Source organism: Bartonella sp. TT119HLJHH, assembly GCF_042193385.1.
Classification (GTDB): Bacteria; Pseudomonadota; Alphaproteobacteria; order Rhizobiales; family Rhizobiaceae; genus Bartonella.
This window is the reverse complement of sequence record NZ_JBHILS010000002.1, coordinates 175,453-202,261: the sequence shown is the minus strand read 5'-3', so window position 1 is coordinate 202,261 and position 26,809 is coordinate 175,453. Positions and strand designations below refer to the sequence as shown.

Annotated in this window: 19 protein-coding genes; 10 read left to right on the top strand and 9 right to left on the bottom strand. The window is 37.6% G+C overall.

The annotated features are described in order from the left end of the window. The first annotated feature begins 64 nt into the window (after positions 1–64). The 4 genes from ACFIJL_RS02045 to ACFIJL_RS02030 all read left to right on the top strand — a co-directional run bounded on the left by ACFIJL_RS02045 (position 65) and on the right by ACFIJL_RS02030 (position 6,441). The gene (locus ACFIJL_RS02045; protein WP_273791552.1) at positions 65–751 is read left to right on the top strand and encodes a response regulator transcription factor; all 687 of its coding nucleotides are present in this window, start codon (positions 65–67) and stop codon (positions 749–751) included. Beyond that, positions 748–2,130, top strand: coding sequence for an ATP-binding protein (locus tag ACFIJL_RS02040; RefSeq protein WP_375622272.1), 1,383 nt, complete (start codon positions 748–750; stop codon positions 2,128–2,130). Before ACFIJL_RS02045 ends, ACFIJL_RS02040 begins: the two co-directional genes overlap by 4 nt. A gap of 77 nt (positions 2,131–2,207) precedes the next feature. Beyond that, positions 2,208–5,153, top strand: coding sequence for a bifunctional [glutamine synthetase] adenylyltransferase/[glutamine synthetase]-adenylyl-L-tyrosine phosphorylase (locus ACFIJL_RS02035; RefSeq protein WP_375622271.1), 2,946 nt, complete (start codon positions 2,208–2,210; stop codon positions 5,151–5,153). A gap of 463 nt (positions 5,154–5,616) precedes the next feature. Next, positions 5,617–6,441 (top strand): outer membrane protein, encoded by an 825-nt coding sequence (locus ACFIJL_RS02030; protein WP_375622270.1) that lies wholly within the window; start codon positions 5,617–5,619, stop codon positions 6,439–6,441. A gap of 1,422 nt (positions 6,442–7,863) precedes the next feature. On the opposite strand, the gene ACFIJL_RS02025 is transcribed toward ACFIJL_RS02030, so the two are convergent. The 5 genes from ACFIJL_RS02025 to ACFIJL_RS02005 all read right to left on the bottom strand — a co-directional run bounded on the left by ACFIJL_RS02025 (position 7,864) and on the right by ACFIJL_RS02005 (position 16,169). Continuing rightward, positions 7,864–8,748 (bottom strand): metallophosphoesterase family protein, encoded by an 885-nt coding sequence (locus tag ACFIJL_RS02025; protein WP_375622269.1) that lies wholly within the window; start codon positions 8,746–8,748, stop codon positions 7,864–7,866. Positions 8,749–9,337: 589 nt separating this feature from the next. Continuing rightward, on the bottom strand, positions 9,338–11,434 hold the full coding sequence (locus tag ACFIJL_RS02020) for a glutamine amidotransferase (RefSeq protein ID WP_375622268.1): 2,097 nt from the start codon (positions 11,432–11,434) through the stop codon (positions 9,338–9,340). Beyond that, positions 11,431–14,229, bottom strand: a complete 2,799-nt coding sequence (locus ACFIJL_RS02015; RefSeq protein WP_375622267.1) for a DUF4159 domain-containing protein — start codon at positions 14,227–14,229, stop codon at positions 11,431–11,433. The genes ACFIJL_RS02020 and ACFIJL_RS02015 overlap by 4 nt, the downstream gene beginning before the upstream one ends. Next, positions 14,226–15,137, bottom strand: a complete 912-nt coding sequence (locus ACFIJL_RS02010) for a DUF58 domain-containing protein (RefSeq protein WP_375622266.1) — start codon at positions 15,135–15,137, stop codon at positions 14,226–14,228. Before ACFIJL_RS02010 ends, ACFIJL_RS02015 begins: the two co-directional genes overlap by 4 nt. Next, entirely contained in the window at positions 15,138–16,169 is a 1,032-nt protein-coding gene (locus ACFIJL_RS02005) for an AAA family ATPase (protein WP_375622265.1), read from the bottom strand. Between the two features lie 247 nt (positions 16,170–16,416). Between ACFIJL_RS02005 and ACFIJL_RS02000 the strand changes: the two genes are divergently transcribed. Then, entirely contained in the window at positions 16,417–17,670 is a 1,254-nt protein-coding gene (locus ACFIJL_RS02000) for a CCA tRNA nucleotidyltransferase (protein ID WP_375622264.1), read from the top strand. A 791-nt stretch (positions 17,671–18,461) separates the two neighbouring features. On the opposite strand, the gene ACFIJL_RS01995 is transcribed toward ACFIJL_RS02000, so the two are convergent. After that, a complete protein-coding gene (locus ACFIJL_RS01995; protein ID WP_375612986.1) occupies positions 18,462–18,938 on the bottom strand; it encodes a tRNA (cytidine(34)-2'-O)-methyltransferase in 477 nt (158 codons plus the stop codon). Positions 18,939–19,654: 716 nt separating this feature from the next. Here ACFIJL_RS01995 and petA point away from each other — a divergent pair. The 4 genes from petA to ACFIJL_RS01975 all read left to right on the top strand — a co-directional run bounded on the left by petA (position 19,655) and on the right by ACFIJL_RS01975 (position 22,902). Further along, positions 19,655–20,203, top strand: coding sequence for a ubiquinol-cytochrome c reductase iron-sulfur subunit (petA, locus tag ACFIJL_RS01990; protein WP_375622263.1), 549 nt, complete (start codon positions 19,655–19,657; stop codon positions 20,201–20,203). A 4-nt stretch (positions 20,204–20,207) separates the two neighbouring features. Further along, positions 20,208–21,461: a cytochrome bc complex cytochrome b subunit gene (locus ACFIJL_RS01985; protein ID WP_375622262.1), complete on the top strand. Its 1,254-nt coding sequence runs from the start codon at positions 20,208–20,210 to the stop codon at positions 21,459–21,461. After that, positions 21,455–22,351: a cytochrome c1 gene (locus ACFIJL_RS01980; RefSeq protein WP_375622261.1), complete on the top strand. Its 897-nt coding sequence runs from the start codon at positions 21,455–21,457 to the stop codon at positions 22,349–22,351. The genes ACFIJL_RS01985 and ACFIJL_RS01980 overlap by 7 nt, the downstream gene beginning before the upstream one ends. A gap of 110 nt (positions 22,352–22,461) precedes the next feature. Continuing rightward, entirely contained in the window at positions 22,462–22,902 is a 441-nt protein-coding gene (locus ACFIJL_RS01975) for a PRC-barrel domain-containing protein (RefSeq protein WP_375622260.1), read from the top strand. Between the two features lie 158 nt (positions 22,903–23,060). Here the strand turns inward: ACFIJL_RS01975 and ychF are convergent, their stop codons facing one another. Next, entirely contained in the window at positions 23,061–24,164 is a 1,104-nt protein-coding gene (ychF, locus tag ACFIJL_RS01970; RefSeq protein WP_375622259.1) for a redox-regulated ATPase YchF, read from the bottom strand. 266 nt (positions 24,165–24,430) lie between these two features. Between ychF and ACFIJL_RS01965 the strand changes: the two genes are divergently transcribed. Then, positions 24,431–25,174, top strand: a complete 744-nt coding sequence (locus tag ACFIJL_RS01965) for a L,D-transpeptidase (RefSeq protein WP_375622258.1) — start codon at positions 24,431–24,433, stop codon at positions 25,172–25,174. Between the two features lie 189 nt (positions 25,175–25,363). Here the strand turns inward: ACFIJL_RS01965 and pth are convergent, their stop codons facing one another. Together pth and ACFIJL_RS01955 are read right to left on the bottom strand one after the other, a co-directional pair. Further along, entirely contained in the window at positions 25,364–25,990 is a 627-nt protein-coding gene (pth, locus tag ACFIJL_RS01960) for an aminoacyl-tRNA hydrolase (protein WP_375622257.1), read from the bottom strand. 76 nt (positions 25,991–26,066) lie between these two features. Then, the gene (locus tag ACFIJL_RS01955; protein WP_375622256.1) at positions 26,067–26,696 is read right to left on the bottom strand and encodes a 50S ribosomal protein L25/general stress protein Ctc; all 630 of its coding nucleotides are present in this window, start codon (positions 26,694–26,696) and stop codon (positions 26,067–26,069) included. Between the last annotated feature and the right edge of the window lie 113 nt (positions 26,697–26,809).

Sequence of the window (26,809 nt, the reverse complement as noted above, 5' to 3'; positions counted from 1 at the left end):
TTGTAGGGCAAATGTTTATTACATATTTGTCCTACAACATAATAAAATAATGGAGATACGTTTTATGAAGATACTCGTTATTGAAGATGATCATGAGACGGGGCATTATCTCGAAAAAGCTTTTTTGGAAGTAGGGCATTCTGTTGATGTTGCTTATGATGGGGATACGGGATACGCTTTAGCAACCACGGAAAATTATGACGTTATGGTTGTTGACCGAATGCTTTTGCATCGTGATGGTCTTTCTATTATTGCTGAATTGCGCGCTAAAGGCAATGAAACACCGGTTCTTATTCTGTCTGCTTTAGGGCAAGTTAATGATCGTGTAACGGGGCTGCGTGCAGGGGGAGATGATTATTTGACAAAGCCTTATGCTTTTTCTGAACTTCTTGCGCGTGTTGAAGTTTTACAACGGCGGAAAAATCCTAAAGAAGCAGAAACTGTTTACTGTGTAGGTAATCTTGAGCTTGATCGGTTAGCACATACGGTAAAACGAGGTGATAGAAACATTCTATTGCAACCACGAGAGTTTCGTTTACTTGAATATTTGATGCGTTATGCGGGGCAGGTTGTTACACGCACTATGCTTTTGGAAAATGTTTGGAATTACCATTTTGATCCACAAACGAATGTCATTGATGTCCATATCTCCCGTTTGAGAGCCAAAATTGAAAAAGATTTTGATGTTCCCCTTCTCCATACAGTGCGTGGAGCTGGATATATGCTAAAAGTACCAGATAACAAAGCATGAATCGTTTGATTAATATAATGCGCACGACGGCGCTAAGGCTTTCAGCACTTTACATTTTATTGTTTGGATTGGTGGCAACAGGACTTTCTATTTATATGACGGCATTTTCTGCTTCATTGTTAACAGAGCAAACTGAACAGGCTTTACATGAAGAATTAAAGTATATTGAAAATGCTTATAATTATGGGGGATTATCCTTATTAATGCGCACTATTGATTATCGTTCAAGACAACCAGGAGCATTTCTTTATCTTGTTACAGATTCTATGGGGCGTATTTTAGCAGGAAATGTAGCACGTATTGAATTAGGTCTTTTGAATCAGAGTGGTTTTATTTCTACCTCTTTTTTGTATTCCCGTTTTGGAGAACATGGCAAAACAAGTGAACATCGCGCTTTGGCGGTTATTGTTGATTTACCTAATGCTATGAAGATTCTTATCGGACGTGATTTGGATGAACCAGAACGTTTTGCTGTTGTTATTCGCAAAGCTGTAATCATTGCACTTGCTGCAATGGTTGGAGGCGCTTTACTCATATGGTTTTTTGTTGGCAGGAGAGCTTTACAAAGGATTGATCATGTAACGGCTGCATCACAGCGCTTGATGGATGGTGATTTCAGTGGGCGTTTACCTGTTTCTGGAGTAGGGGATGAGTTTGATCGATTGTCAACCAATCTTAATGTTATGTTAGACCGCATTGAAGAGTTAAATATTGGTTTACGTCAAGTATCAGATAATATTGCTCATGATCTGAAAACACCGTTAACGCGTCTTAGAAATCGCGCTGAAGAGGCGCTTTCAGGAAATAAGACAAAGCTTGAGTATCGTCAGGTCCTTGATAGGGTTATTGCAGAATCAGATCAACTTATTTGTACGTTTAATGCGATTTTAATGATTTCACGTATTGAGGCCAGCAGTGCAATTGAGCATCTTGAAATGATGAATATGAAACTGATCCTTGAGGATGCTGTTGAGATTTACGAACCTTTTGCTGAAGAGTCAGGTGTTTTACTTCGGTTGGGGAATATATTTGATAAAGAGCTTAAGTTGAATCGTGAGCTTATTGCACAATCAATTTTTAATCTTATAGATAATGCCATTAAATATGCCTCTAAAGGTGAAAGGAAAGCAGAGGTTTGCTTATCAATGGAATATCGTGATGAACATTTATTAGTTGTTGTAAGCGATAATGGACCAGGAATAGCAGAGGATAAACGTGAAAAAGTGACAGAACGATTTGTTCGTCTTGAAGAAAGTCGCACACAACCTGGGTTTGGGATTGGTTTAAGTATAGCAAAAGCGGTTATGAAGCTTCACGGGGGTGAATTGTTACTTGAAAATGCAAATCCAGGGCTTAGGGCTATTTTGTTATTTCCTTAAAGATATTTTTCTTCACTTTTCTCTTTTCATACGTAACAACTATTTTAAAAGTATAAAGCAATAGAAAGGAAGGCAAAATGCTTTTCAAGGGAGCAGAGACGAAACAAGCTTTTTTAAAAACACAGCTTCTCCCTTTATGTCCTCTCGATAAAAGTGGTTCCCAATGGTTAAAAGACATGGAAGAACAAGCAAGGAAAGAAGGTTTAGAATCGCTTGTTTCCATCATTTCAGAGAGTGGAACGCAGATTGATTTTATCAGTTCGGTTATGACCTTATCTCCTTTTTTGCGTGAGGTTTTAATTGCCAATCCATCATATCTTAGTGCTTTATTAAATGTTGATATAGAAACAAGGCTGCGCGAAATTATAGATGATATTACGGCTATTGATAAGGATGAATCTATAAATGAAACTTCATTGATGGCTGCTTTAAGGCGCAAAAAACGAGAAGCGCATGTTCTCATTGCTTTAGCTGATTTGGGTGGTGTTTTTACTTACGAAGTTTCATGTGCTTGGTTAACTCGTTTGGGTGAAGCAGCATTAAGTGTAGCACTACGTTTTCTATTAAGAGAAGCGCATGATCATGGTAAGATCAATTTATTAAGCCGTGAGAATCCAGAAAAAGATTGTGGTTTAATTATTTTAGGGATGGGAAAATTAGGAGCAGGGGAACTTAATTATTCTTCTGATATTGATCTTATTGTTTTCATTGATGAAACATCACCTCATATTGGTAATATTTCTGAAAGTGTTGACGTATTTTCTAAAATGGTACGCCGATTAATCCGTATCATTCAAGAACGCACTGCGGAAGGATATGTTTTTCGTCTTGATTTTCGTCTTCGTCCAGATCCAGGATCAACCCCTTTGGCCTTACCAGTAAGGGCTGCATTGCGTTATTACGAAGGGCGTGGGCAAAATTGGGAACGAGCAGCTATGATTAAAGCACGTCCAGTTGCTGGCGATAAGAGGGCAGGTTTTAACTTTCTCAAAGAGCTTTTTCCCTATGTGTGGCGGAAATACTTAGATTACGCTGCTATTGCTGATATTCATTCGATCAAACGTCAAATTCATGCGCATAAAAATTACGGTCAAATTGCAGCTTATGGGCATAATATAAAGTTAGGTCGTGGGGGTATTCGTGAGATTGAGTTTTTTGTTCAGACACAGCAGCTCATTGCTGGTGGACGTTTTCCTCAATTACGTGGACGTCAGACAGTTGCAATGTTAGCAGAACTTCACACGCTTGGTTGGATCAGTGAGAAAACGAGAAATAGCCTTATAAAAAGTTATGCATTTCTTCGAAATGTGGAACATCGTATTCAAATGCTTTTCGATGAACAAACACATCTTCTTCCAAATGATACAGCTCAATTCACGAGTGTTGCCTATTTAATGGGTTATCAAGACAGGAGCAGTTTTATCCGTGATTTATTAAAAACACTTCAGGTTGTTGAAAAACATTATGCTGCACTGTTTGAGAATGAGCAAGAACTTGGTTTAGAAATTGGTAATTTAGTTTTTACAGGTGAAGAAGATGATCCGGAGACATTAATAACGTTAAGCCGTTTAGGCTTCGAAAGAGCAAGTGATATTTGTCGTATTATGCGCACGCTCCATTTTGGTCGTTATAAAGCAACGCAATCAGCCGAAGCACGCGAGAGATTAACGGAATTAACGCCAGCTCTTTTGAAAGCTTTTGGCGGGACAAAACGAGCTGATGAGGCGATGTTGCGTTTTGATGGTTTTTTACAGGGCTTACCTTCAGGAATTCAGCTTTTTAGTCTTTTGCAGTCTAATCCCTCTCTTTTGGATATGCTTGTCCTTATTATGGGGGCAGCTCCACGTCTTGCAGAAATTATTGCACGCAGATCCCATGTTTTTGATGGAATGTTAGATCCGAATATTCTTTCAGAATTACCGACCAAAACATATTTAGAAAAACGGCTTGAATATTTTCTTGAAAATGTTCTTTCTTATGAGGAAATTCTTGATCATTTAAGGATTTTTGCAGATGAACAACGTTTTTTGATTGGTATTCGAATTTTAAACGGTACAATTACAGGAGAAAGAGCGGGTTTTGCTTTTACTGCGCTTGCTGATCTTATGATTACAAAAACATTTGCTACCGTTCAAGAGGAATTTTCTCGTCTTCATGGTCGTATTAAAGGTGGGCGTGTTGGCATATTGGGTATGGGGAAGCTTGGAAGTCGCGAATTAACGGCAGATTCCGATGTTGACCTCGTTTTGCTTTATGAACACGATGATGATGCAGAAATATCTGATGGAGAAAAGCCTCTTTATATCTCTCAATATTATACGCGTTTAGCACAGCGCCTCGTTTCTGCTTTATCCACTCTTACAAGCCAAGGTGTTCTTTATGTCGTTGATTTAAGGTTACGGCCGTTAGGCAATAAAGGGCCTATTGCTGTTTCTTTTCCATTTTTTAAAAAGTATTATCGCCAAGAAGCATGGATATGGGAATATCTTGCTTTAACAAGGGCTCGAGGCATTGCAGGAGATCCTGATTTTTTACAAAAGCTAGAAAATGAAGTGTGTGCAATTATTGCTATTTCTCGTGATAAGAAGGAAGTTGCAAAAGAAGTATGTGAAATGCGTTCCTTGATTGCAAAGGAAAAGCCGCCAAAAAATCAATGGGATTTAAAAACGATGTCTGGTGGTATTATGGATTTGGAGTTTATTGCTCAATTTTCTCTTATTACGCATGTCATGGAGTTTCAAATTGGAGCGACGACAGCGGATATTTTAGATCACTTACCAAACAGTTTTCTTAATCAGTCATGTATTGCTGATTTACATTATGCCTATCGTCTTTATACAAATTTGAGTCAAATTATACGGCTTTGCTTAAATGATTCTCTTGATCCCAATGACATGCCACCTGGATTAAGTGACCTTTTGTTGAATAGTGTTGGGGAACCTGATTTGCTTCGTGTTGAAAAATTAATTGCAGAAACTGGGCAATTGGTCTGTTCAGTTTTTACAAAAATCATGAAGCATTAAAATAATTCTATAAGAATAAATAAAAATTATTAATTCCATTTTTATATATTAATTTTTTGTCTTTTATTTCATTAGACGCTTGAGAGGGTTAGAGTGAAGTTCTCTACTTGTTTTTCAAGTGTGATGAAAAAATTCTCCATTCTAGGTGTCATTCTTTATACAAAAAGCGCTGAGTGATTATTTTAGTGAATCATATTCTTTATGAGATTTATCTCATTTTTTTCAAAACATTGATATTATTATTATCTAATTCTAGATAATAATAATTAATATGAAGCTATAAAAGCTACTATAGATTAATAGTTTCTGGAAATTATAAATAATATTTAAATTTTTTAAATACTATTTAATTAAAACTAATTTTAATTTTTTAACTGTGTCATTTTTGCTATAGATTTTTTCAAAAAATTGTGAAACGATTGACCATTATTTATGTATCACATTAGCTTTTAGGGGAGCAATTATGATTACAAAGTATTTAACCTCAACATCTATATTTTCTTTAATTTCAATTTCTATCGTACAGGCGGCGGATAGCGTTATTCCTGAACAGCCTGTTCCTGTTATTGCAGCGCCTTCTTTTTCTTGGACAGGATTTTATCTTGGAGGGCAGATTGGAAACTTTTCAGGCAAAACGACTGCAAGTTATTTAAAAAAAGAGACAGGGGTATGGAATCCAGTTGAAAAAGAGAATTTGCCTAAACTTTCTGGTTTTATCGGGGGCGTTTATGCAGGCTTCAATATTGATATCAATAATGGTTTTATTATAGGTATTGATACGGATGTTATGTTGTCTAATAAAAAAAATTCGAAGGATATCCCTCTACCAAAAAATCAAAAGGAAGAAACATCAAAATCTTTAGAAAGAACAAATCACACAAGAGATTCTCATGAGGAGGAATCTCCAGCGTTGCCTATTGAAGCTATACGTAATACTTTAAAACAAAAGTGGGCTGGTGCTACACGGGTGAAAGTTGGTTTTCCGATTGAGCGGATGATGCCTTATATTTCCGGAGGGGTTGCTTATACGCAGCTTCGGAATACTTTTACGGCAGTAGCTGATAGCAAAAATGAAGAAGTTGATTTTTCTGAGTGGTTGCATGATGAAAAAAAGACAATGGTTGGTTATACCTTTGGAGGTGGTATTGATTTTGCAATGACTAATAACATTATTGTGCGTGCAGAATATCGTTATTCAGATTTGGGTAAGAAGAAGTTCATACAGGATAAAGTTGAACTGAACTACAAGACAAACGATTTCCGCGTGGGTGTAGCTTATAAATTTTAATTTTTTGCAGAATTAAACACTTCAAAAGTCTCATTTTCGAATGAGGCTTTTATTTTTCAGATATGTGCTAGAAAATATCGTTTACTCAAAAGAGCTACTATTTTATTCGAACAATACTTTGATTTGTAAATAATAAATTATTTTTTGTCATGTTGAGTGAGAGATCCAAGGATCATAAGATTTTCTCATTTTAAACCTATACCATGTCGACCAATCAAAACCGCGTCTTTTGCACGTCAAAAGGAGGGAGAGCCGTGAGATAGAAAACAAAAGAAGGAATAAAAATGCCTCTTATGAACCATCTTAAGTGCTAAAGGCTGTCGCTACATTGGGGAGTGGCAAAGTGTGAGATTTAATACTAGCCTAGCTTGCTTTTCCATAAATGTAAAGATGGTGCTGCTAAATGAACTTATCATTACATTATTCATAGGTGCCGTCGGGAAATGGATTTGGATGCTTTAAAGATGCTTTTTTAAACCAACATGTGAATTGCAAGCTAATGGCATTTTATTTGAAAGACCTCTTATACAATCAACTTTTCTGTTTTGCGTTATCATAAAATATCTTTTTTAATAACAAAAAGATCGCAAAAAAAATTCTAAAGCACGTAAAATTACAGCCGAAATATCGAATAAAAATTCATATTATAATTTTTATTCGATATTTCATATGATATTATAAATAATAGTTTATAGTAATAAAATAATTATAAAGAGTATTATAAAGTTGTTTATAGGAAAAAAGATAGAAAATTAGGAATTTTTCGAGACGTAAAAAACATTATTACCTATATCTTTTATCGAAATATAATCTATAACTTTTTTAATATATGATAATAAATGTTGAGTGAAATAGTAAGGGATCATTTCAAATCTATTTACGATAAATCAATCAACATCATTTGTTTATGAATCACAAGTAGGTTTGGTTATTGAAATTATATACTTTAGTTATTATTTGGCTTTTTTAGCCATTGATTTTCAGGTATAGAAGCTGAGTGAGCTTCTCTATTATTCTATAAAATATCATCATTGTAATATTATAAGGATTTTACGCATTAGATGCTTTTGGAGGAGTGGATGATGAAATTCAAAGCAGGGTTTATGTGTAGAGCTTTGTGAAGTAAATCACATGCGCAATTAGCAGCTGGAACCCGTGAGACAAGAATCCGAATTATTTATAAATCAGATGTGGTAGAATTTTCGTCCTTTAGGGCGGGAAGGAAGAAAACCGATAAGTTTGTAAAAAGCTAGTCACATAAGTGGGGCGGCAGATGGAATTCTCTGAGAAAAATTGATTTATTGACAGAGAAGGTGAAACTTTGTCTTTTAAGGAGAAAAAGGGAAATAAGAATTATAATTTCCAAAGGAATATGAAAAAAAATATTTTCGTTTTTGGTTGTTTTGGCAACTATGAAGGAGTTTAAAGATTAATTGTTTCAGTACATACAATCTCGTTTTTGGGGTTGATAATGCTATAACGTTGTAATTGGCAATGCCATTGATTTTGTAAGCGTTCAATGGAAAATAAGTTAAAGCCTGCGGGTGGTTTTTTATCACCAAAAGCTTGTGATGCGGAAGGAACACCAACAATAGGAATTTTTTTAATTGGTCCTTCAATGTAATTCAATGTGGGTAAATGAGTATGTCCGTGAAGAATAAGCTCACAACCGTGGTATTTGATAATGTCTAGAAAACGTTTTATATCCCGTAGTTTTTTATGCCAAGACGTTGCGTTGGGAAAGGGAGGGTGGTGAATCATGACGACACGAAAAAGGTTGCGCTGTGCTGCTTCCTTTAAAAAGAGCGGTAAAGTTTGCGCTTGCATTTTACCAAAATAACCAGAAGCTTGAAAAGGCAGAGTCGCAATGGCTGAAGAAGCTGCTATGATGGCAACATCTTTGCGAACGCGCATATAAGGAAAGGCACTTTTTTGAGGGCTGTCACCTGTGATCCAAGGTTTAAAGAGGATACATGCTTTTTGTAAAGCTCCGCGGACATAGGCATCATGATTTCCAAATGTCAAAGAAATATCTTGGGGGTGTCCTAATGTAAGTAACCAACGATGCGCTTGTTCAAATTCCTTATCGAGAGCAAGATTGACAAGATCACCAGAGATCACAAGGTGATCGGGTTTTGTTTTGTTCAAGGCATCTAGTAAAGTTTCTAGGACATCTGTTGCCATCTGACTCTTACGTTTTTTTTGCCAGTTCAGATAACCGGTAAGACGCTTTCCAGAAAGTTCAAAAAGGGAAGGTTGCGGGAGAGGGGAAAGATGTACATCCGATATATGGGCAAGATAAAACATAAAAGCTCGTAGAGTATTAAAAACGATTTAAAGAATAAACATAAGATAAGTTAGTGCTTAAAGGCAAGAAAGATTGTAAAATGAAAATTAGCTTGCAAAATAGAACGCCTCAAGCGGAATGTTCCAAATAGAATATCCCCAATAGAATATCATTGTGTTGTACATTTACATATTTATAAAAAAGACATTTCTCAATGCTTCTGAGCTAATTTCACGACGGTACTCGATATTATAATGGAAAGCTTCTGTGAAGTATATAGAGGGCTTACTATACACTACCACCTCTACGCTAGCACAAATAAAAACCATCATACTATTCCCCCCAATTTTGTAAAAATCCTTGCTTTGCTTTAAGAGGATTCATAAGAGGTATTTCACTCTTTCTTCAATGGTTTCTATCCATACAGCATCTCTTCTAATAACACACAAGAGAATGTTTTTTATTGTTTTAATATGAGGATATTTAAAATAAGGAGAATTATACTGTATTTTTAATTATAAATCAATTTGTTGTATAATTATAAAGACAAGTAAATACATAAAAGAATAAGCTGAATTTTAAAAACTATTATACGAAATTTCAGATTTTTTAACGTCCTTCACGATACCACATACTGCTCAACAGTAAAAGACAGGTGAGCAGTGCCAAAAAACCAGAAAATATCGAAAAATAAAAGGTATTGATTAAACGGGTTTCTGTTGCTTCTTTCAGAACAATTGAGTGTGCTGGGGAAGAGGACGGACTTGTTTTTGATTGAATCAGCTTGAATGGAGGAAGATGAATGTTTTCTTTTCCCTCAGGGTGTAAACGTCTGATGTAGCCACCAGTGTGCTTAATAATGGGGGCTAGTTTTTCTTGTGTTGAAGTCAAGTCAAACAACTCAAGATTATCGAGCATCCCTACAGAAGAAAGTATTGTTAAATCGCCATTTTTAATGGTAAAAATTCCTGTCTCATCAGTGGTCACAGTTGCAGTAAAAAGGCCTTCTTGCTCTTTGGTCAGAGTAATATTTTCTTTTTTCCCAGAGGGAAAGATTATTTCAGCGGGTTCTGGATGGTCTTTTAGAGTTTGACGGCGAATTGTTAAATGATGATGGCTGCTGGTTGCACTTAATTTTTCTTCTTCAAGTTCTGGTTCTTTCATGAGCCAATGGGCAATTCGTCGATAAAGAGCAGCATAAGGACCACCACCTTCAAAACCTCGAGCCCAAAGCCAACTTTCATCAGAAAGCAACATGCCTACACGCCCTTTATCAACATGGGAGAGAATTAAAAGTGGTTGTTCATTAGCTCCTTTCATGAGGGCGATTCCGTTATTTATGTTTTGAATAGCAATTTGTCGCAACCATTGTCCCCATTGAGATGCGGGAAGGTTAAGTGTTGCGAGACCTCTTGTAACAGGATGGCGTTCACCTTCTTTGGTTAATGTAGGGCGAAACGGTTTTTCGATAATAGTCCCATTGGGCAATGCCGGTAGAATGCTTATTAAAGGTGTTTTCGCAAGTGAGTTTTTTTGGGTAAATTCAGGTCCTGTTACCATCAACAATGCACCCCCCTTTTGTACATATTGGGCGATATAATCATAATAGATTAAGGGGAGAACAGTAGAGTGCTGGTAGCCATCAAGGATGATGAGATCAAAGTTATTAATTTCTTCAACAAAGAGTTTTCTTGTGGGAAAGACCACTAGGGATAATTGGCTTGAGGGCGTATTATCTGCTTTGGTGGGGGGACGCAAAATAGTAAAGTGAACAAGATCAATATTGGAGTCACCTTTCAAAAGGTCACGCCATGTTCGTTCTCCATTATAAGGAGCACCTGAAATAAGAAGAACGCGTAAATTTTCTCTGATTCCTTCAATAATTGTTATGGCGCGGTTGTTTTCAAAGCTTAGTTCACCTTTGTGTGGATCAGTTATAACTTGGATAATATTTTTTTCAGCATGAGGAAGGGTAATTTCAGTTTGAAAAATCACGCCAGGAGTCACAGAATAATGGCCAATGTCTTGTCCATTGACGCTTAGTGTAATATTTGCTTTCTGTGGTATTGTTTTTTTGGCGGGGCCTTTATCTTCTACCAAAATGGAGAGCGTTTGTGGTTTGTTGACAAGGGCAAAGCGTGGAGGAGAAATAAACTTGATTTGACGATCAAATTCGTCTGAGTATCCTGTAATCAGAGCATTGAGAGGTGCTTCATGATGAAGATCTGATAGGTCAGGGATGTCATGGACTTGTCCATCGGTGATAAAAATGGTTCCTGCATAACGAGAGAGCGGTACATCAGATACTGCTTGTGTTAAAGCCTCAAACAAATTCGTTGAGGGCGCATACTGATTATCAGCAAGTTTTCCAGCTTCAATAAAACGTGGTTCAAATTGTGGATAATGCGCCAATGCTTGAGTTAATTGCGCACGCGCTTCATCACTGTCGTTTGTACGTGTTCCAAATGTTTGGCTTTTGCTGCGGTCAATAACAATTCCCACTGTGCTTTTCAGTGGTTCGCGCTGTTCTTTTATGATCATTGGATTGAGCAAAGCAAGGATGAGGGCGCTTAATGCTATCAGACGAAATAAAGAACCTTGACGTTGCGTAACAAGACCAACAACGACAAAAAGAAAGGATATTCCGCTTAAGAGCAGAATCCAAAAGAGTGGTAAGAAAGGCTGAAAAGTGAAAAATGGTATCATTGCCTTCTTTCTCTTTTAAAGCGTTCCAAGAGCGCTGGAACATGAACTTGGTCCGCTTTATAGTTTCCTGTAAGCACATAAAGAACAATATTTAAACCTGCGCGAAATGCCCATAGACGCTGCATTGGATCATTGGGAACAAGGGGATATTTCCATGTTCCTTTTTCATCGAGTGCCCAAGCACCGGCAAAGTTATTTGCGGTGATGAGAAGAGAACTTACGTTATCACCACTGGCAAGAGAGTTTTTATTTTTTTTGCTCGTTGATGAGGATTCAACCCATAAAGGTGAACCACGGTAGAGACCAGGAAAATCTGGCATAATATAAAAGGAACGTGCAACAACATGATCTGTTGATGCTGGCTCAATGGATGGAATGTTTAATCCTTTTAAGATGGTTCGTAATCTTTGCGTTTCTGGAGTGGCATCTCCTTCAAGATTAAGATTGCTCTTTATCTGATCGCGTGTGTCAAATAAAATTGTTCCTCCATGTTTCATAAAATTATTTATTTTTTCAAGGCTTGTGGGAGTTGGTATAGGACTTTTAACATCAATTGGCCAGTAAATAAGAGGATAAAAGGAGAGCTCATCTTTATCGAGATCAAGTGCTGTAACAGAGCCAGGGGCAAGCATTGTGCGCTCTGCGATAAATTGGCTTAAGGCTTCTAGACCACTTTTACTCGTTGTATCAATTTCACGATTGTTGGTTATAACGTAGGCAAGATGTGTTGCACCAGCGGCTTTTACACTATCATGATGATTTTCTATCGTTTGTGCATGAAGAATTGGAGCATATGCAAACAAGGCAATAAGAATTATGAGAGGGAGGAAAAACATATTATGCCGTTTATTGAAAGAAAAAATACCTCCCATCCATAAAATGAGAAAATTATCAAAGGCGAATAATAAGATGGCTAATCCTAAAAGTGGACCGGTAAGATTTTTTTCTTTTGTATCGTAAGATAAAGGACTCTTGTTAAGAGAAGGTGGCAATGATGATTGTTTCACCAAGCGCGATGAATGAGTTAAGAGATTAAGCGCATAAAAATCGTTTTTGACACCATAAAGTCCTGGTGGAGTATGATAGGAAGGACGGGGTGGATTTTGAGCATCAAAGACCAGTGGAACAACATCAGAGGGTGGGACTTGTAATTGTCCGTCAACGGCTATAGTTCGCCAAGGGTTTTGTAGCACTGTTCTTTTTTCTCTGTGTGTTGGGTTTGTATTTTCATAGGTACTTAATGTGATTAATTTTTGCAACATTTGTGCAAAAAAGCCGGAAAGAGGAAGATTAGACCATGTAGGATCAGGAGCAACATGAATGAGAATGAGGGTTCCTTTACCACGTTTTGCTGCGGTAATAAGAGGGGTTCCATCCGAAAGGCTAAGCCACGTTTTTTCAAAAAGATCTGGGGTTGGTTCTGCGAGGATTTGGCGCGAGACAGTGACATCTTCTGGAAAAGGAAGACCAAAGAAAAAGCTATTTTTTGCAAAAGGGGCAAGCTTTTGTGGCTTTGTCCAAGACATAATACTTCCAAGGGAGCGTTGACCTGGGCGCAGTGGTATCGGAAGAAGGTTATCGTAATGTTCTGCGCTGCTGAGTTTTTCTCCTGCAAAACGGATGAGTGTTCCTCCTTTATTCACAAAATCAGAAAGTTTTTTTTCTGCTTGTGGGGGCATGTTAACAATGTCACCCATAATCAAAACAGATGGATTTTGTTTAAGCAAATGATCAATATCCGTTGAAAGTTCTCTTCCACCGGCTGTTATAAGTTGTGTATAACCTTGTAAGGCTTTGATAATGTAATAAAATGGAGCAAGTAAAGGCTGTGCCATTTCATTGGTATCGGGTGAAAGAAGAGCAACACGGCTTATCCTGTGATGGCTGTCTACCAAGAAGGTTGCAGCAGCATGGTTTTGATTGTTTATTTTTATCCAAGCGATATCATTGCGTAGTTCAAGTGGTACATCAAAAGGAACAAGAGCTGTTGTTTCTCCTTCGGAGAAATTGTTCGTAAATTGACCGAGAAGTTGATTATTTGAATCGTAGAGGCTGAGTATAGCGGGAGTGTTGTTGTGTGTTGTTGAGCGGATAATACGCGCGCCCATGTTTCCATTGTTATTTTCTATGGATGTTATGCCGGTTAAATCGGAAATATCAGTCAAATACCACAAGAAGTTTCTAGGTTTTAATTCTTCAAGATGAGCAAAAGCTTGCTCATCTTCATTTGTTCGTAATCCATCACTTAAATAAGCAATATCAAGAGGTTTTCCTTTGGTTATTTCGCTGAGTTTTTTGAAGGCATGCACACGGTTGACAGGCCAAGGACGCGGTTGCAAATGCATTAAATGCTGTTTTATAATCTTGGCTGGTTGGGGCTCTATATTGGAGATATCATTTTCAGCCGTTGCAACAAGATAAATATTTTTTTTCTGTTTTTCTGCTTGTGCAAGGAGCATTTCAGCGGTAGAGACGCGTTTTTTCCATTCTTTTACAGATGCCCAACCATTATCAATGATGAGTGCAAGGGGTTGAGATCCGGAAAAGCTTATTGGTTTTTGATTCCAAGTGGGTCGTGCTAGAGCTATGATAACAAGTGCCGCTATGGTTAAACGCAACAAGAGAAACCACCAAGGTGTATGTTGTGCGGTTTCCTGCTGATGAGTTGGTTTGGGTAAGAAGCGTAAAGGAGGAAAAAGCTCTTTACGCGGAGATGGAGGAGTTATCCGCAACAGCCACCAAATAACCGGTAGGAACAAAAGCCCTAGTAACAGAAAGGGAGCAGCAAAACTCAAAGCGCCCTCCTTTTTTGCAATGGAGAGTCGCTCATTGTATTTGCAAGATGAAAAATGATCTCTGTTAAAGGTTGATCTGTTGTACTAACGTGATAAGACCATCCTTGGCGTGCGCAAAAATTTGCCAATTCTTGCCGCCGTGCTTGATACAGCTTACAATAGCTGTTACGAAGGTTTTCTGCTTTAGTGGAAACATGTTTCTCTTTTGTTTCAGGATCAAAAAATTCTGTACGACCTGCATAGGGAAAATTTTCTTCTGCAGGATCAGCAATCTCAATTAAATGAGCTGTCACTTTTTTTGTAGATAAGACGGTTAAATGTTGGATGATTTTTTCAGGATGGTCGAGAAAATCGCTTATTATAATAGCATGTGAAAAGCGTGTAATTGTTGAAAAATCGGGAAATGAATTTTTATCTGAATGATTTTCTAAAGCAAAGGCTATTCGTTCTACGACATTGGATGCCATTGTGGGGGGCATTAAGTTTGGAATAGCAATGTGTTCGCCGCTGCGTGCAAGAAGTGATGCCAAGGCAAGGGTAAGAATGATGGCATGATTGCCTTTAGAGATTTTAGAAAAGCGTGAACAATAATGCATCGATGCGCTCTGATCAGGCCAAAGCCAAACGGTTTGTGCCATTTGCCATTCGTGCTCGCGTAGATACGTATTTTCATCCCGTGCTGAGCGACGCCAGTCAATGCGGGTAATAGATTCTCCTTTAACATAGGGTCGAAATTGCCAAAAATTTTCTCCATTACCACGTTTACGTTGTCCATGCCATCCGGTTATCAGTGTATTGGCGATATGACGTGCTTGTAGAAGGAGACAGGGCATTTTGCCAATATCCTTATGCAGCTTAGCTGCCAGCGACAATGGAGGCTTTTGTAAAACTTTTTTACCAAGTGCCATTCAAAGAGCATCTTTCACAAGGTTATTGATAATATCTTTTACGGTTATATCTTCAGCACGGGCAGAAAAATTAAGAGCCATGCGGTGTTGTAATACGGGATAGGCCAATGCTTCAACATCATCAAGTGAAGGGGCTAAGCGTCCATAATAAAGAGCACGAGCGCGAACACAAAGTGAAAGGGCTTGTGATGCTCGTGGACCAGGTCCCCAAGAAACATAAGTATTGGCAAGGCCATTGTCTTTATGAGGGCGCGCTGATCGGACAATTTTTAAAATAGCCTCGACAACATTTTCTGAAAGGGGCATTTTGCGAACAATATTTTGAATTTTTTGCAATTTTAGGGCGGATAAAATTGGTTTTGCATTTGATTTTTTTTCTTTTGTTGTTTCTAAAATGATCCGCCGCTCTGTTGTAAGATCAGGATAGTCAATATCGATTTGCATCAAAAATCTATCCAATTGTGCTTCAGGAAGTGGATAGGTTCCTTCTTGTTCGAGAGGATTTTGCGTTGCAAGAACATGAAAAGGTTGTGGTAAATCATAACGGGTACCTGCAACGGTAACATGATATTCTTGCATAGCTTGTAAAAGAGCTGATTGTGTCCGTGGAGAGGCACGATTGATTTCATCAGCCATGAGAAGTTGCGTGAAAATAGGACCTTGAACGTAGCGAAAAGAACGTTTACCATCTTTATCGGAATCCATAATTTCAGAACCAATAATGTCCGATGGCATTAAGTCAGGGGTAAATTGGATGCGTTTTTCATCAAGCCCTAAGACTGTTCCCAGTGTTTCAACAAGACGTGTTTTAGCAAGTCCTGGAGCACCGACAAGAAGCGCATGACCACCAGCAAAAATAGCGACTAAAGCATATTCAATTACATGACTTTGTCCAAAAATAACTTTGTCAATTTCTTGTTGCAGAATATCCAATTCTTTATGGGCTGTATCAATATCATCAATAATTACTTGGGCCTCATGATTGGTGTTAACCTTTTTCACAGAATTGGGTGACGTATCATGTTGACTCATATTTCTTCCTTAAGGTGTTTGTCGCAAAAATAGTAATTTTCTCTGCATGATAATGGATATCTTATTGTTTGTAACAGAAAATGAGAAGAAATGAAGTATCATATGCCGTTTTTTTTATATTCGTGTATAGAAGAGAACAGTTTCTTTGGAAGAAATAGGCGTGTTTTATAAGGGATGTCTTAAAAATTTTGTTTTATGAAGAGAGTTCTTTAAAGAAATGAAGACAACTTTTTTGAAAGGTTAAAGGGTGAATATAAGACAGAACTTCAAACAGGTTGCGTGGTTACAACAAAGTGATATTCAGACACTTCTTCGCGTTTTGTCTTTGGAGGGGGAAGAGGCGCGTATTGTAGGGGGAGCAGTACGCAATCAACTGCTAGGGCAGCCTATTAGTGATATTGATATTGCCACAACCTGCTTGCCGCAACAGATTATCGCACGTGTAGAAAAAGCAGGATTTAAAGCTATTCCTACAGGGATTGCTTTTGGTACGATAACAGTGGTTGCTCATTCATGTTCTTATGAAGTTACAACGCTTCGCTGCGATATTGAAACGGATGGGCGTCATGCAAAAGTGGCATTTGGTCGTGATTGGAAAAAAGATGCTGAACGGCGGGATTTTACGATAAACGCACTTTATTGTGATGCTGATGGCAACCTTTATGATGATGTGGGAGGTTTGAGTGATATTGCTAGCCGAACAGTTCGTTTTATTGGGGTTGCAGAAGATCGTATTTGCGAAGATTATTTGCGTATTTTACGGTTTTTTCGCTTTTTTGCGTGGTATGGAGCGGGGCGACCTGATGTGCAAGGATTGAAGGCATGTGTTCGTTTAAAACACGGTTTAAAAAAACTTTCCTCTGAGCGTATTTGGGCAGAAATGAAAAAGCTTCTTGCCGCTTCTGATCCAACGCGTGCTCTTTTATGGATGCGACAAAGCAGAATTTTGGCATTCATTTTTCCTGAAACAGAACGATGGGGCATTGATGCAATTCACGCATTGGTGAAGACAGAACAGACTCTTGGTTGGAAAGTTGATTCATTGTTACGGCTAGAAAGCCTTCTTCCTCCTGACCCCATACGTCTTCATGAAATGGCACAGCGCTTGCGTTTTTCCCATAAGGAAACAATGCGATTAAAGGAATGGGCAGAGTTAGAAATAATAAACCAAAACTGTTCTGATCATTTTGTGCAAAAACTGATTTATTTTCATGGACGACAGCCAGTTTTAGATCAATTATCGTTGTCTGTCGCTGCATCACATCTTGATCATTTGGAAAAAAGTGATGCTTTGCAAAAAGCAGATGGTTATGTCAAGCTTTATCAACTTGCCCAAAAATGGCAGATTCCAACTTTTCCTATTAATGGTAACGATTTAATAAGGAAAGGTTTTACGAAAGGTGTACTTTTAGGAAAAAAGCTTAAAGAGCTAGAAATGATATGGGTTGAAAGCGGATTTTTAATGGATCGTCATGCATTATTAGAAACAATTGATTTATAATATTGCTGTTTATAGCCCCACTATTGTTTTTACTTTTTAAGTCAACATATTAATTTAAGAATAATTCATCATTATTCATGTGAAATAAGAGCTCTGAATATTGTGAGGTTATCTTATTTCAAACTTGTGCATATTACATCAATCAAAATTATTGTCTTATGTGTCACGAACGGGGGAATTTGTATGAGTAAAAACGATTACAGGAAAGAAAAATGCCTTTTATAAACCATCTCAAAGATAAGGATTCTTAAAAGTGAAAACGAATAAGGAGAATAGTGATAGCGGTTTGCACTTTATATGAGTATAAAGAGGGGAGATGCTCAAGGGATTTTATATTATGCACGAGGGGGAGACTATATCATTCACAGTTGGTAGGGTAGGTGGATGTGACGGGCATTAAGAACTGTTTATTTTAAGAACTGTTTATTTAAATCGAGTGTATAAAGGAGCAACACAATGGCATTTTGTACTTTGTGAGAGAAGTGACGGTATTAAAGCGTTTTTATTATTTTTTGAGCAGTATTATTTTAGTTTATTTTATCAGAATTTGATGATTGGGAAATGACAGGTGTTATAAGCTCTAAATATTATTTATGTGTCATATATTTTTCTTCGAGATAACTTATGGGCTTTTAGAGGTGTTCTGTAATCCATTTTAAAAGTATAATTAAAAAGTATGCGCTTTTAATTATTTGTAATATTCTATACAAAATACCTTTTTATTTATTAAAAAACTACAGTTCATGCTTTTTTAGCATTATATTAAATATTTTAATGGAATTGTTGTGTTTTTATAGATTACAGTTTCTTTCATGATAACCAATTTGGCGTAATGCTTCTCCTGTTGTTATGGCTACGCTCATGGCGAGATTTAGAGAGCGTGCCTGTGGTTGCATGGGAATTTTCAATGTGTAATCGGCCGCTTCATGAACATAATCGGGAACGCCAGCTGTTTCGCGACCAAAAAGTAAAACATCATTTCTTTGATAGCATATCTGCGTATAGCATGTTTTTGCTTTTGTACTTAAAAGCAACAGGCGGCGGTTAAAGTGTTTCATGGAGCTTATAAAATGTTGCCAATCAATGTGTCGTTCTAAGGAAGCGTATTCGAGATAATCCAATCCTGCGCGTTTGAGATTACGATCCGACAGATTAAAGCCTGCAGGTTCAATAATGTGCACATGTAAACCAAAGCAAGCGCTAAGACGTAAAATCGTTCCAGTATTACCAGCAATATCAGGTTGGAAAAGAGCTATATGAAGTGTCATGTTCTCTGTAATATGATTTTTCTTTCGACTTTGTAAAGAAGCACCACAATTTATTCGAAAAATATGCTTTGAGAAATACATGTTTTTTACGGTTAATTTTTATTCCCTTTAAATTTCAGGGAAAAAGTTATGTATACAGGTCTGTTTGGGATCAGAGAGAAGCTCCCTATTAGAGACTTCCTTTTATTGAGCGATCCATGAAATGGATTGGCTCATTATGTTGAAAAGTGGGGTATTTAATGAGGCTAGATCATCCATTTTAATTAAAATCAACAAAATATGCTTTTTATGCAAAAACAGAAGCAAAAAAAATGCTCATGCAACCAGTTGGAATTGAGGAAGGGAGAGATGCTGTAAATGTGTTAAAGAAATAACTGATAAGCTCAACTTATTTACTGAGATATGGTCATAACGACAATGTTTCTTTCTTTAGAAGGGTTTATGCTATTTCTGATTTTCACGGGTGGGGGAGTAATTTTGATTGGTTAATATGAATAGGTTTGAAATGAAAGAAACTTACGTGTTTCAGGATTTCATTCACTCTGTAAAACGATGAATTATCATTATAAAACAGTTTTTGTATAAACCATACAAATGGCAGGAGTTTTTTACGGGGATGTTTTTATGGTTGAGGTAACTGAGTGATCAAGCATTGTACAATGGGAGAGGGTATGGTAAAAAAATGTTTTAGCAAAGTGTCTCTTTAAGTTAAGTCCATGGGTGAGCAAACGAGGCGGGATTTTCTGTTTTTGGTAACAGCTGTTGCAGGAGCAGTTGGAATGGGAGCGGTTGCGTGGCCTTTTATCCGTCAGTTGCGTCCAGATGAAGCTGTTTTGGCATCTTCCTCTGTTGAAGTTGATCTTTCTGGTATTGAAGAGGGGATGTCGGTGACGGTAAAGTGGCGAGGACAGCCTGTTGTTATTCGAAATCGTACGGCAAAAGAAATTGCTGATGCGCGCGCTACTGAATTGAGACTTCTAAAAGATCGTCAAGCGCGCAATCCTAATCTTGAGGGTGAAAAAGAAGCAACAGATTTTGCGCGTTCAGCAGGTAAAGGACGTGAAAATTGGCTGATTGTTATTAATCTTTGTACGCATCTAGGCTGTGTAACACTTGGGCAATCGGGTAAATTTGGAGGATGGTTGTGTCCCTGTCATGGGTCTGTTTATGATACCGCTGGAAGAGTGCGGTCAGGCCCAGCTAACTATAATTTGACTATTCCACCTTACCAATTTCTTTCTGATACTTTACTCAAAATAGGATAAAGTCATGGTAAGGTTTCCTCCTTATTGTCCTAAAAGTGCTCTTGCCCGTTGGTTTGATAAGCGTTTTCCTCTTCCTCGTTTTTTTTATAATGCATTTGTGATTTTTCCTGTTCCGCGTAATCTTAATTACTTTTACACATTTGGCGGTATTTTAACCATTATGCTTTTATCACAGCTCTTGACTGGTATTGTCTTGGCTATGCATTATGTTCCGGATATTCATTTGGCTTTTGAAACCAGTGAACGATTTCGGCGTGAAGGGCAGTTTGGTTGGCTTTTTCGTCCATGGCATTGTGTAGGCTCTTCGTTTTTTTTTATTGCCGTTTATATCCATTTAGCACGTGGACTTTATTATGGTTCTTATAAAAATATGCGAGAAATGGTATGGGTTACAGGTATTTTTATTTATATCATCATGATGGCAATAGCATTTTTTGGTTATGTGCTTGTTTGGGGGATGATGTCTATTTCAGCGGCTTCAGTGATTGCAGGGCTTTTTAAAACGATACCTTTGGTGGGGACATGGTTGCATGAGACACTTCTGGGTGGTTATGTCGTAGGACAACCAACGTTGAATCGTTTTTATGTTTTCCATTATGTTTTATCATTTATTTTGCTTCTTTTTGTGGGGCTGCATATTTGGGCAATTCATTGTGTTGGGCAAGGTAATCCAACGGGTCTTGCTATACAATCAGATAAGGAAACAGTTCCATTTTCGCCTTATGCGCTTATCAAAGATATTTTTGCTATTACTGTTTTTCTGATCTTCTTTGCCTGGTTTTTGTTTTATATGCCCGATTATATGGGGCAGGCTGAAAATTATAGTGTGGCAGATCCTTTAAAGGTACCTCTTCGTGTGGTTCCAGAATGGTATTTTTTGCCTTTTTATGCGATGCTTCGTGCTATAACCTTTGATATTGGTATTTTCTCTTCAAACTTTGTTGGCTTTGTTTTATTCGTCAGTTCGATTTGCATTTTAATTTTTGTGCCATGGTTAGACCGCTCTAAAATATGTTCAGCAAGATATCGACCTGTTTATAAAATTTTCTTTTGGGCGTTGGTTATTGATGTCGTTTTTCTTGGTTGGTTGGGGTCAAGAGAAATAAGTGATAAAATTCTTTTATGGACACAATTGGCTACTGTTTATTATTTTATATTTTTTTTGGTTATTTTGCCGATTTTGCCAGCGTTTGAAAAAAATTGTTCTCTTCCTTCTTCAATTATGCAAGATTTAAAACAGAAAAAGAGACTATGGTAAATGTTTTTGTCGGACTGATTTTTATTGTTGCTATGAGCTTTTCTGCTCAGAGTTTAGCGAGTGATGACTCTGATCAGGAAGAGGGATTTATTTCTTTTCCTTTACAAGTTCCTAAAAAACAAGAATGGAGTTTTTCAGGTCCATTTGGGTTTTATGATAAGGCGCAATTGAGGCGCGGATTAAAGGTTTATAAACAAGTTTGTTCCAGCTGCCATGGGCTAAAATATGTGGCTTTTCGCAATTTAAAAGCTCTTGGGTATGATCAAGAACAGATCAAAGCTTTGGCGGGGCAATATGAAGTGCGCGATGGTCCTAATCGAGAAGGAAAATTTTTTAAACGTGCTGGGGTTGCAACGGATTATTTTCCTTCTCCCTTTGCGTATGAAGAAGAAGCAAGATTTATTTTGAATAATGCTTATCCTCCAGATTTGTCATTGATGGCACGTGCACGTGGGGTATCTTTGCCGTTTCCTGCTTTAATTACGGATGTATTAACTCATTATGATACAGCTGGTCCAGATTATATTACAGCTCTTTTAACAGGATATCAGAAGGCACCGAAGGAGATAAAAATTGCGAATGGTTATTGGTATAATCCTTATTTTATTGCCGGTAATTCTTTAACGATGGCTCCTCCTTTGAGTGATGGTATGGTTGCTTATGAAGATGGAACTCCAGAAATTATTGAACATTATGCGCGCGATGTTTCTGCTTTTTTGATGTGGGCTGCCGATCCTCATATGGAAATTCGTAAAAAAACCGGTTTTCGTGTTATTTTATTTTTAATCATTTTTGCAGGGTTTGTTTATATTTTAAAAAATCGTATTTGGTGTCGTTTAGAAGAAGAATTAGAGAAAGAAATAAAAGACGAAATAAAGAGAAAAGGGTAAAGCGACAAGGCTCAAAAGAGTATAGAGTATAAAGAGCATAAGGAACAAATCTTTTTATGATGCATTGAGGTTTTATAAAGTAAAAGCAAAGTAAAAATGGAGATGTTAAAATGAAAAAAATTGCATGTACTACTCTTATGTCAATTTTGATGGTTTCTAGTACTTATGCTCAGTCTTTTGAAGTGCCTTCAAAACCTGAAATGATCTCTTCGACGGGTATTGTACAGGTGGGGATAGATAAGTCTGTGCGTTATGTGACACCTTTAGCAACGGATTTTGTTGCTTCCAGTCTTATAGGCGCCAATGTATATAATATAGAAGATGAAAATATTGGTGAAGTAAAAGATATTATTTTGCGTGAAAATAATATTGCAGGATTTGTTATTGCTGTTGGTGGTTTTCTTGGCATAGGCGAGAGTTATGTGGTCGTTTCTCCAGAAACAATCCAGATGACAAATGATTATGGTAAATGGAAACTCATTACAAATGCAACAAAAGATTCTTTAAAGAACGCTCCAACATTTAAATACGAAGGGCGTTGGGCACACTAATTCTATCTTTCTATTCTTTAAGGGATCAAGCTGTTGCTATCATAATAATATGCTAGCAACAGCTTTTTTGTTCCAAAAACTCTTGAGAGCTTTTGCGACAAGATTCCAAGGAGCTATTTCAAAGTTTTCAAGATAAATTATTAAGACAGAGTGAAGATTTAAGTATTATGTTTAAATAACATGACATCGCCATCTTGCACAATGTATTCTTTTCCTTCATCGCGGGCTTTTCCTGCTTCTTTTGCACCGCTTTCTCCACCCAGAGCAATATAGTCATTGTAGCTGATGGTTTGGGCACGAATGAAACCGCGCTCAAAATCTGAGTGAATAACGCCAGCTGCTTGGGGAGCTTTTGTACCACGCGTAATTGTCCATGCTCGTGTTTCCTTAGGCCCACAGGTGAAGTAAGTAATGAGATCAAGTAAATGGTAACCAGCGCGAATGAGGCGATTGAGACTCGGTTCAAAGAGTCCTAAAGCATTGAGATATTCTGATGCTTCAGCATCACTTAGTTGTGTGATTTCCGCTTCGATAGAAGCAGAAATGATAATGCTTTGCGCATTTTGCTCTGTTGCCATTTTTTCAACTGTTTGGGTAAAGCTATTTCCATGAGCGGCGTCATTTTCGCTTACGTTGCAAACATAAAGTACAGGCTTGGAAGTTAAAAGATTTAAACTCTTAAGAATTTGGTGTTCATCGGAAGAGATATCTTTGAGCAATAAGCGGACAGGGTTTCCCTGTTGTAGTATGTTTAATGCTTTTTCCATAACGGGTAGAATTGCGAGAGCTTCTTTGTCTTTTCCAGTTGCTCGTTTACGGATTTGTACGATTCGTCTATCAAGACTTTCAAGATCCGCAAGCATGAGCTCGGTTTCAACCGTTGTTGCATCACTAACAGGATCAATACGTCCTTCTACGTGGGTAATATCTTCATTTTGAAAACAGCGTAAAACGTGGACAATGGCATCGACTTCGCGAATATTGGCTAGAAATTTGTTCCCTAAACCTTCGCCTTTTGAAGCACCTCGTACAAGTCCCGCAATATCAACGAAGTTAATGCGTGTAGGAATTATTTCTTTTGAACCAGCGATTGATGCAATTTTTTCCATTCGTAAATCTGGAACAGCAACTTCACCGGTATTGGGTTCAATGGTACAAAAAGGATAATTGGCAGCCTGTGCCGAGGCTGTTTTTGTTAATGCATTAAAAAGAGTTGATTTCCCAACATTAGGTAATCCGACAATACCGCATTTAAAGCCCATGAGAGTCTTTCTTTTCTATTAATTTTATGGTCAAGATAAAGCTTCCTTTTTATAGCATATTTTCAGAAGAGTTATAGTCCTTGCCTTGCGATAAGTGAGAAAAAAGTATAAAGTAGCAGGTATCTGCTTTTTTTACCTTAGTTCTTCTTACCTTATTGTTCTCCTTAGTTACAAGGATAAGAAAACTTCGAATTAATGTTAATATTGTGCTAAGTTTTTCATGGTATGCAAATCTGCATAAATAATTAATCGGAGAAAATAGAAGAGTGTTATCTCGTTATGCCTTTTTAATTGCAGCACTTTTGGCTTTGGCTGGATGTGCTACACATCAGTCAGATATGTCATCGGTTTCTTTTCAACAAGTTCGATACATTCCACCAGAAATACAGGCTTTGTATGGTCCTGTAACGAATGAGACCTATTCGTTACCTGCTGTTGATCTTGCGACAATTGATCCAAAATATTGGCGACAAGAAGTGATTTATTATACATCTTATGCGCCTGGGACATTGGTTGTAGATACGCAAGAGTGTTTTCTTTACCTTATTGGTGAAAATGGAAAAGCTTTGCGTTATGGGATTGGGGTCGGTAAAGAAGGCCTAGCATTTGAAGGTGAGGGGGTTATACAGCGCAAGCGTCGGTGGCCAAATTGGGCTCCTACTGCAGCTATGATGGCTCGAGAACCAGAACGTTATGGTCATCTTGGGAAAGGAATGCCACCAGGGCCCGATAATCCATTAGGTGCGCGGGCACTTTATTTGTTCAAAAATGGGAAAGATACACTTTTCCGTATTCATGGTTCACACGAATCGTGGTCAATTGGGCGTGCTATTTCAAGTGGGTGCATTCGTTTGCTTAATCAAGATATTATCGATCTTTATGATCGTGTTCCCGTTGGTTCGCGTGTTGTGGTATTGCAAAACAATAGGAGTATTCCTACAGTTTATAGTCAACAATCAAATGGCTACGATCCGCTACAGGCAACCATTCAGCCAAATGATTTTTTTTAATTTGGGGGAGAAGATTGGAGAGAGCCATTTAAGTATTTTGGTTTTCTGTTCAATCTTCTCTTTTTCTTAAAAGAGAAGATAAGCCTTTCTTTTTCAAAAGTGTATACAAGCTTGTATTTTGATTCTATTTTCTAGCTTCTCACGTTGCCAATAGATTTTGTCTTTGAGAAAGTTTATAAGAGGATTTTTTTAAGAGTTCTTATTCATATTCTTCACGCGACAGGGGCACGCAAGCCAATGGTTTTGATTGTTTTTTATCGTTTGTGAAACTTCATTCATAAAGAGGGATTTCTCATCTTTTATAAGGAGAGCGATATTTTTTGCAATTGTCTCTAAGAGAGGGGATAACCATTCTTGATCAGATTTGGTAAAATTTCCCAAGACATGTTGATGAACAAGTTCTTTGCTTCCAGGATGACCAATTCCTATGCGTATACGACAATAGTCAGTACCACAATGGGCATCAATAGACTTAATGCCATTATGCCCATTATTTCCTCCACCAATTTTTATACGAACTTTTCCCGGTGACAGGTCTAACTCATCATAAATGATGATCAAATTCTTCAAATCTAATTTATAAAATCGCAAAGCTTCGCCAATAGCTTGACCAGAAAGATTCATAAAAGTTTGTGGTTTTATAAGAAAAATTTTCTCATTATTTATGAAACCATTGGAGATTTCTGCTTGAAACTTCTTTGACCATGGAGAAAAAGAGAAGGACTGATAAATGGCATCAACAGCCATAAAGCCGATATTATGGCGGTTGTTTTGATATTGTAAACCAGGATTGCCAAGACCAGCAATAAGCCACATGTGCATCTTCAGTCAAAGTATGAGTAAGGGTAATGTCTCATAAATTAAGGCGGAACAAATTTCCGCCTTTTGAGTTTTATGAAGTTTGTGTGTCTTCTTCATTATTTTCTTGTTCAGAAGTTTCATCACTGACATCCATGCCAGCAGGAGCTGCAATGGTTGCAATGGTAAAGTCTCGATCTTGGATGATGGGAGTCACATCTTTTGGCAGTTGTACTGCTGAAATGTGAATAGAATCACCAATAGAGTAGCTGGAGAGATCAATTTCAATAGCTTCAGGAATAGCACTTGCTGGAGCTGTACATTCAATTTCGTGCCGAACAATATTGAGGACACCACCTTTTTTAATTCCAGGTGCCGTATCTTCATTGAGGAAGTGGACAGGAATATTCACTTCTACAACGGATTTTGCTGAAATGCGTAAAAAGTCTACATGGAGGGGAAAGTCACGCACGGGATCGAGTTGATAATCTTTTGGCAAAACCATAATTTTTTGCTTGTCAAGAATAATCGTTGCAATGGTGGTACGAAAGCCACCGGCATGAATTTTGTAGAAAATTTCTTTATAGGGAACTGTTATTGCCAAGGGTGGTTGTTTTTCACCATAAATGACAGCAGGAATAAGACCGTTGCGGCGAAGTTCACGGGAGGACCCCTTACCAACCCGCTCGCGTTTTTCGGCCTTAAGAGTGTAGCTTTTACTCATAATTTAAGTCCTTTTTACATGATTGGAGATCCTTCAAAAACAGTAACAGTTTTTGCATGGATATGAAGATATGCGCTAACCAACAGCGATCACTCCATTCTACGTTGCCTCCA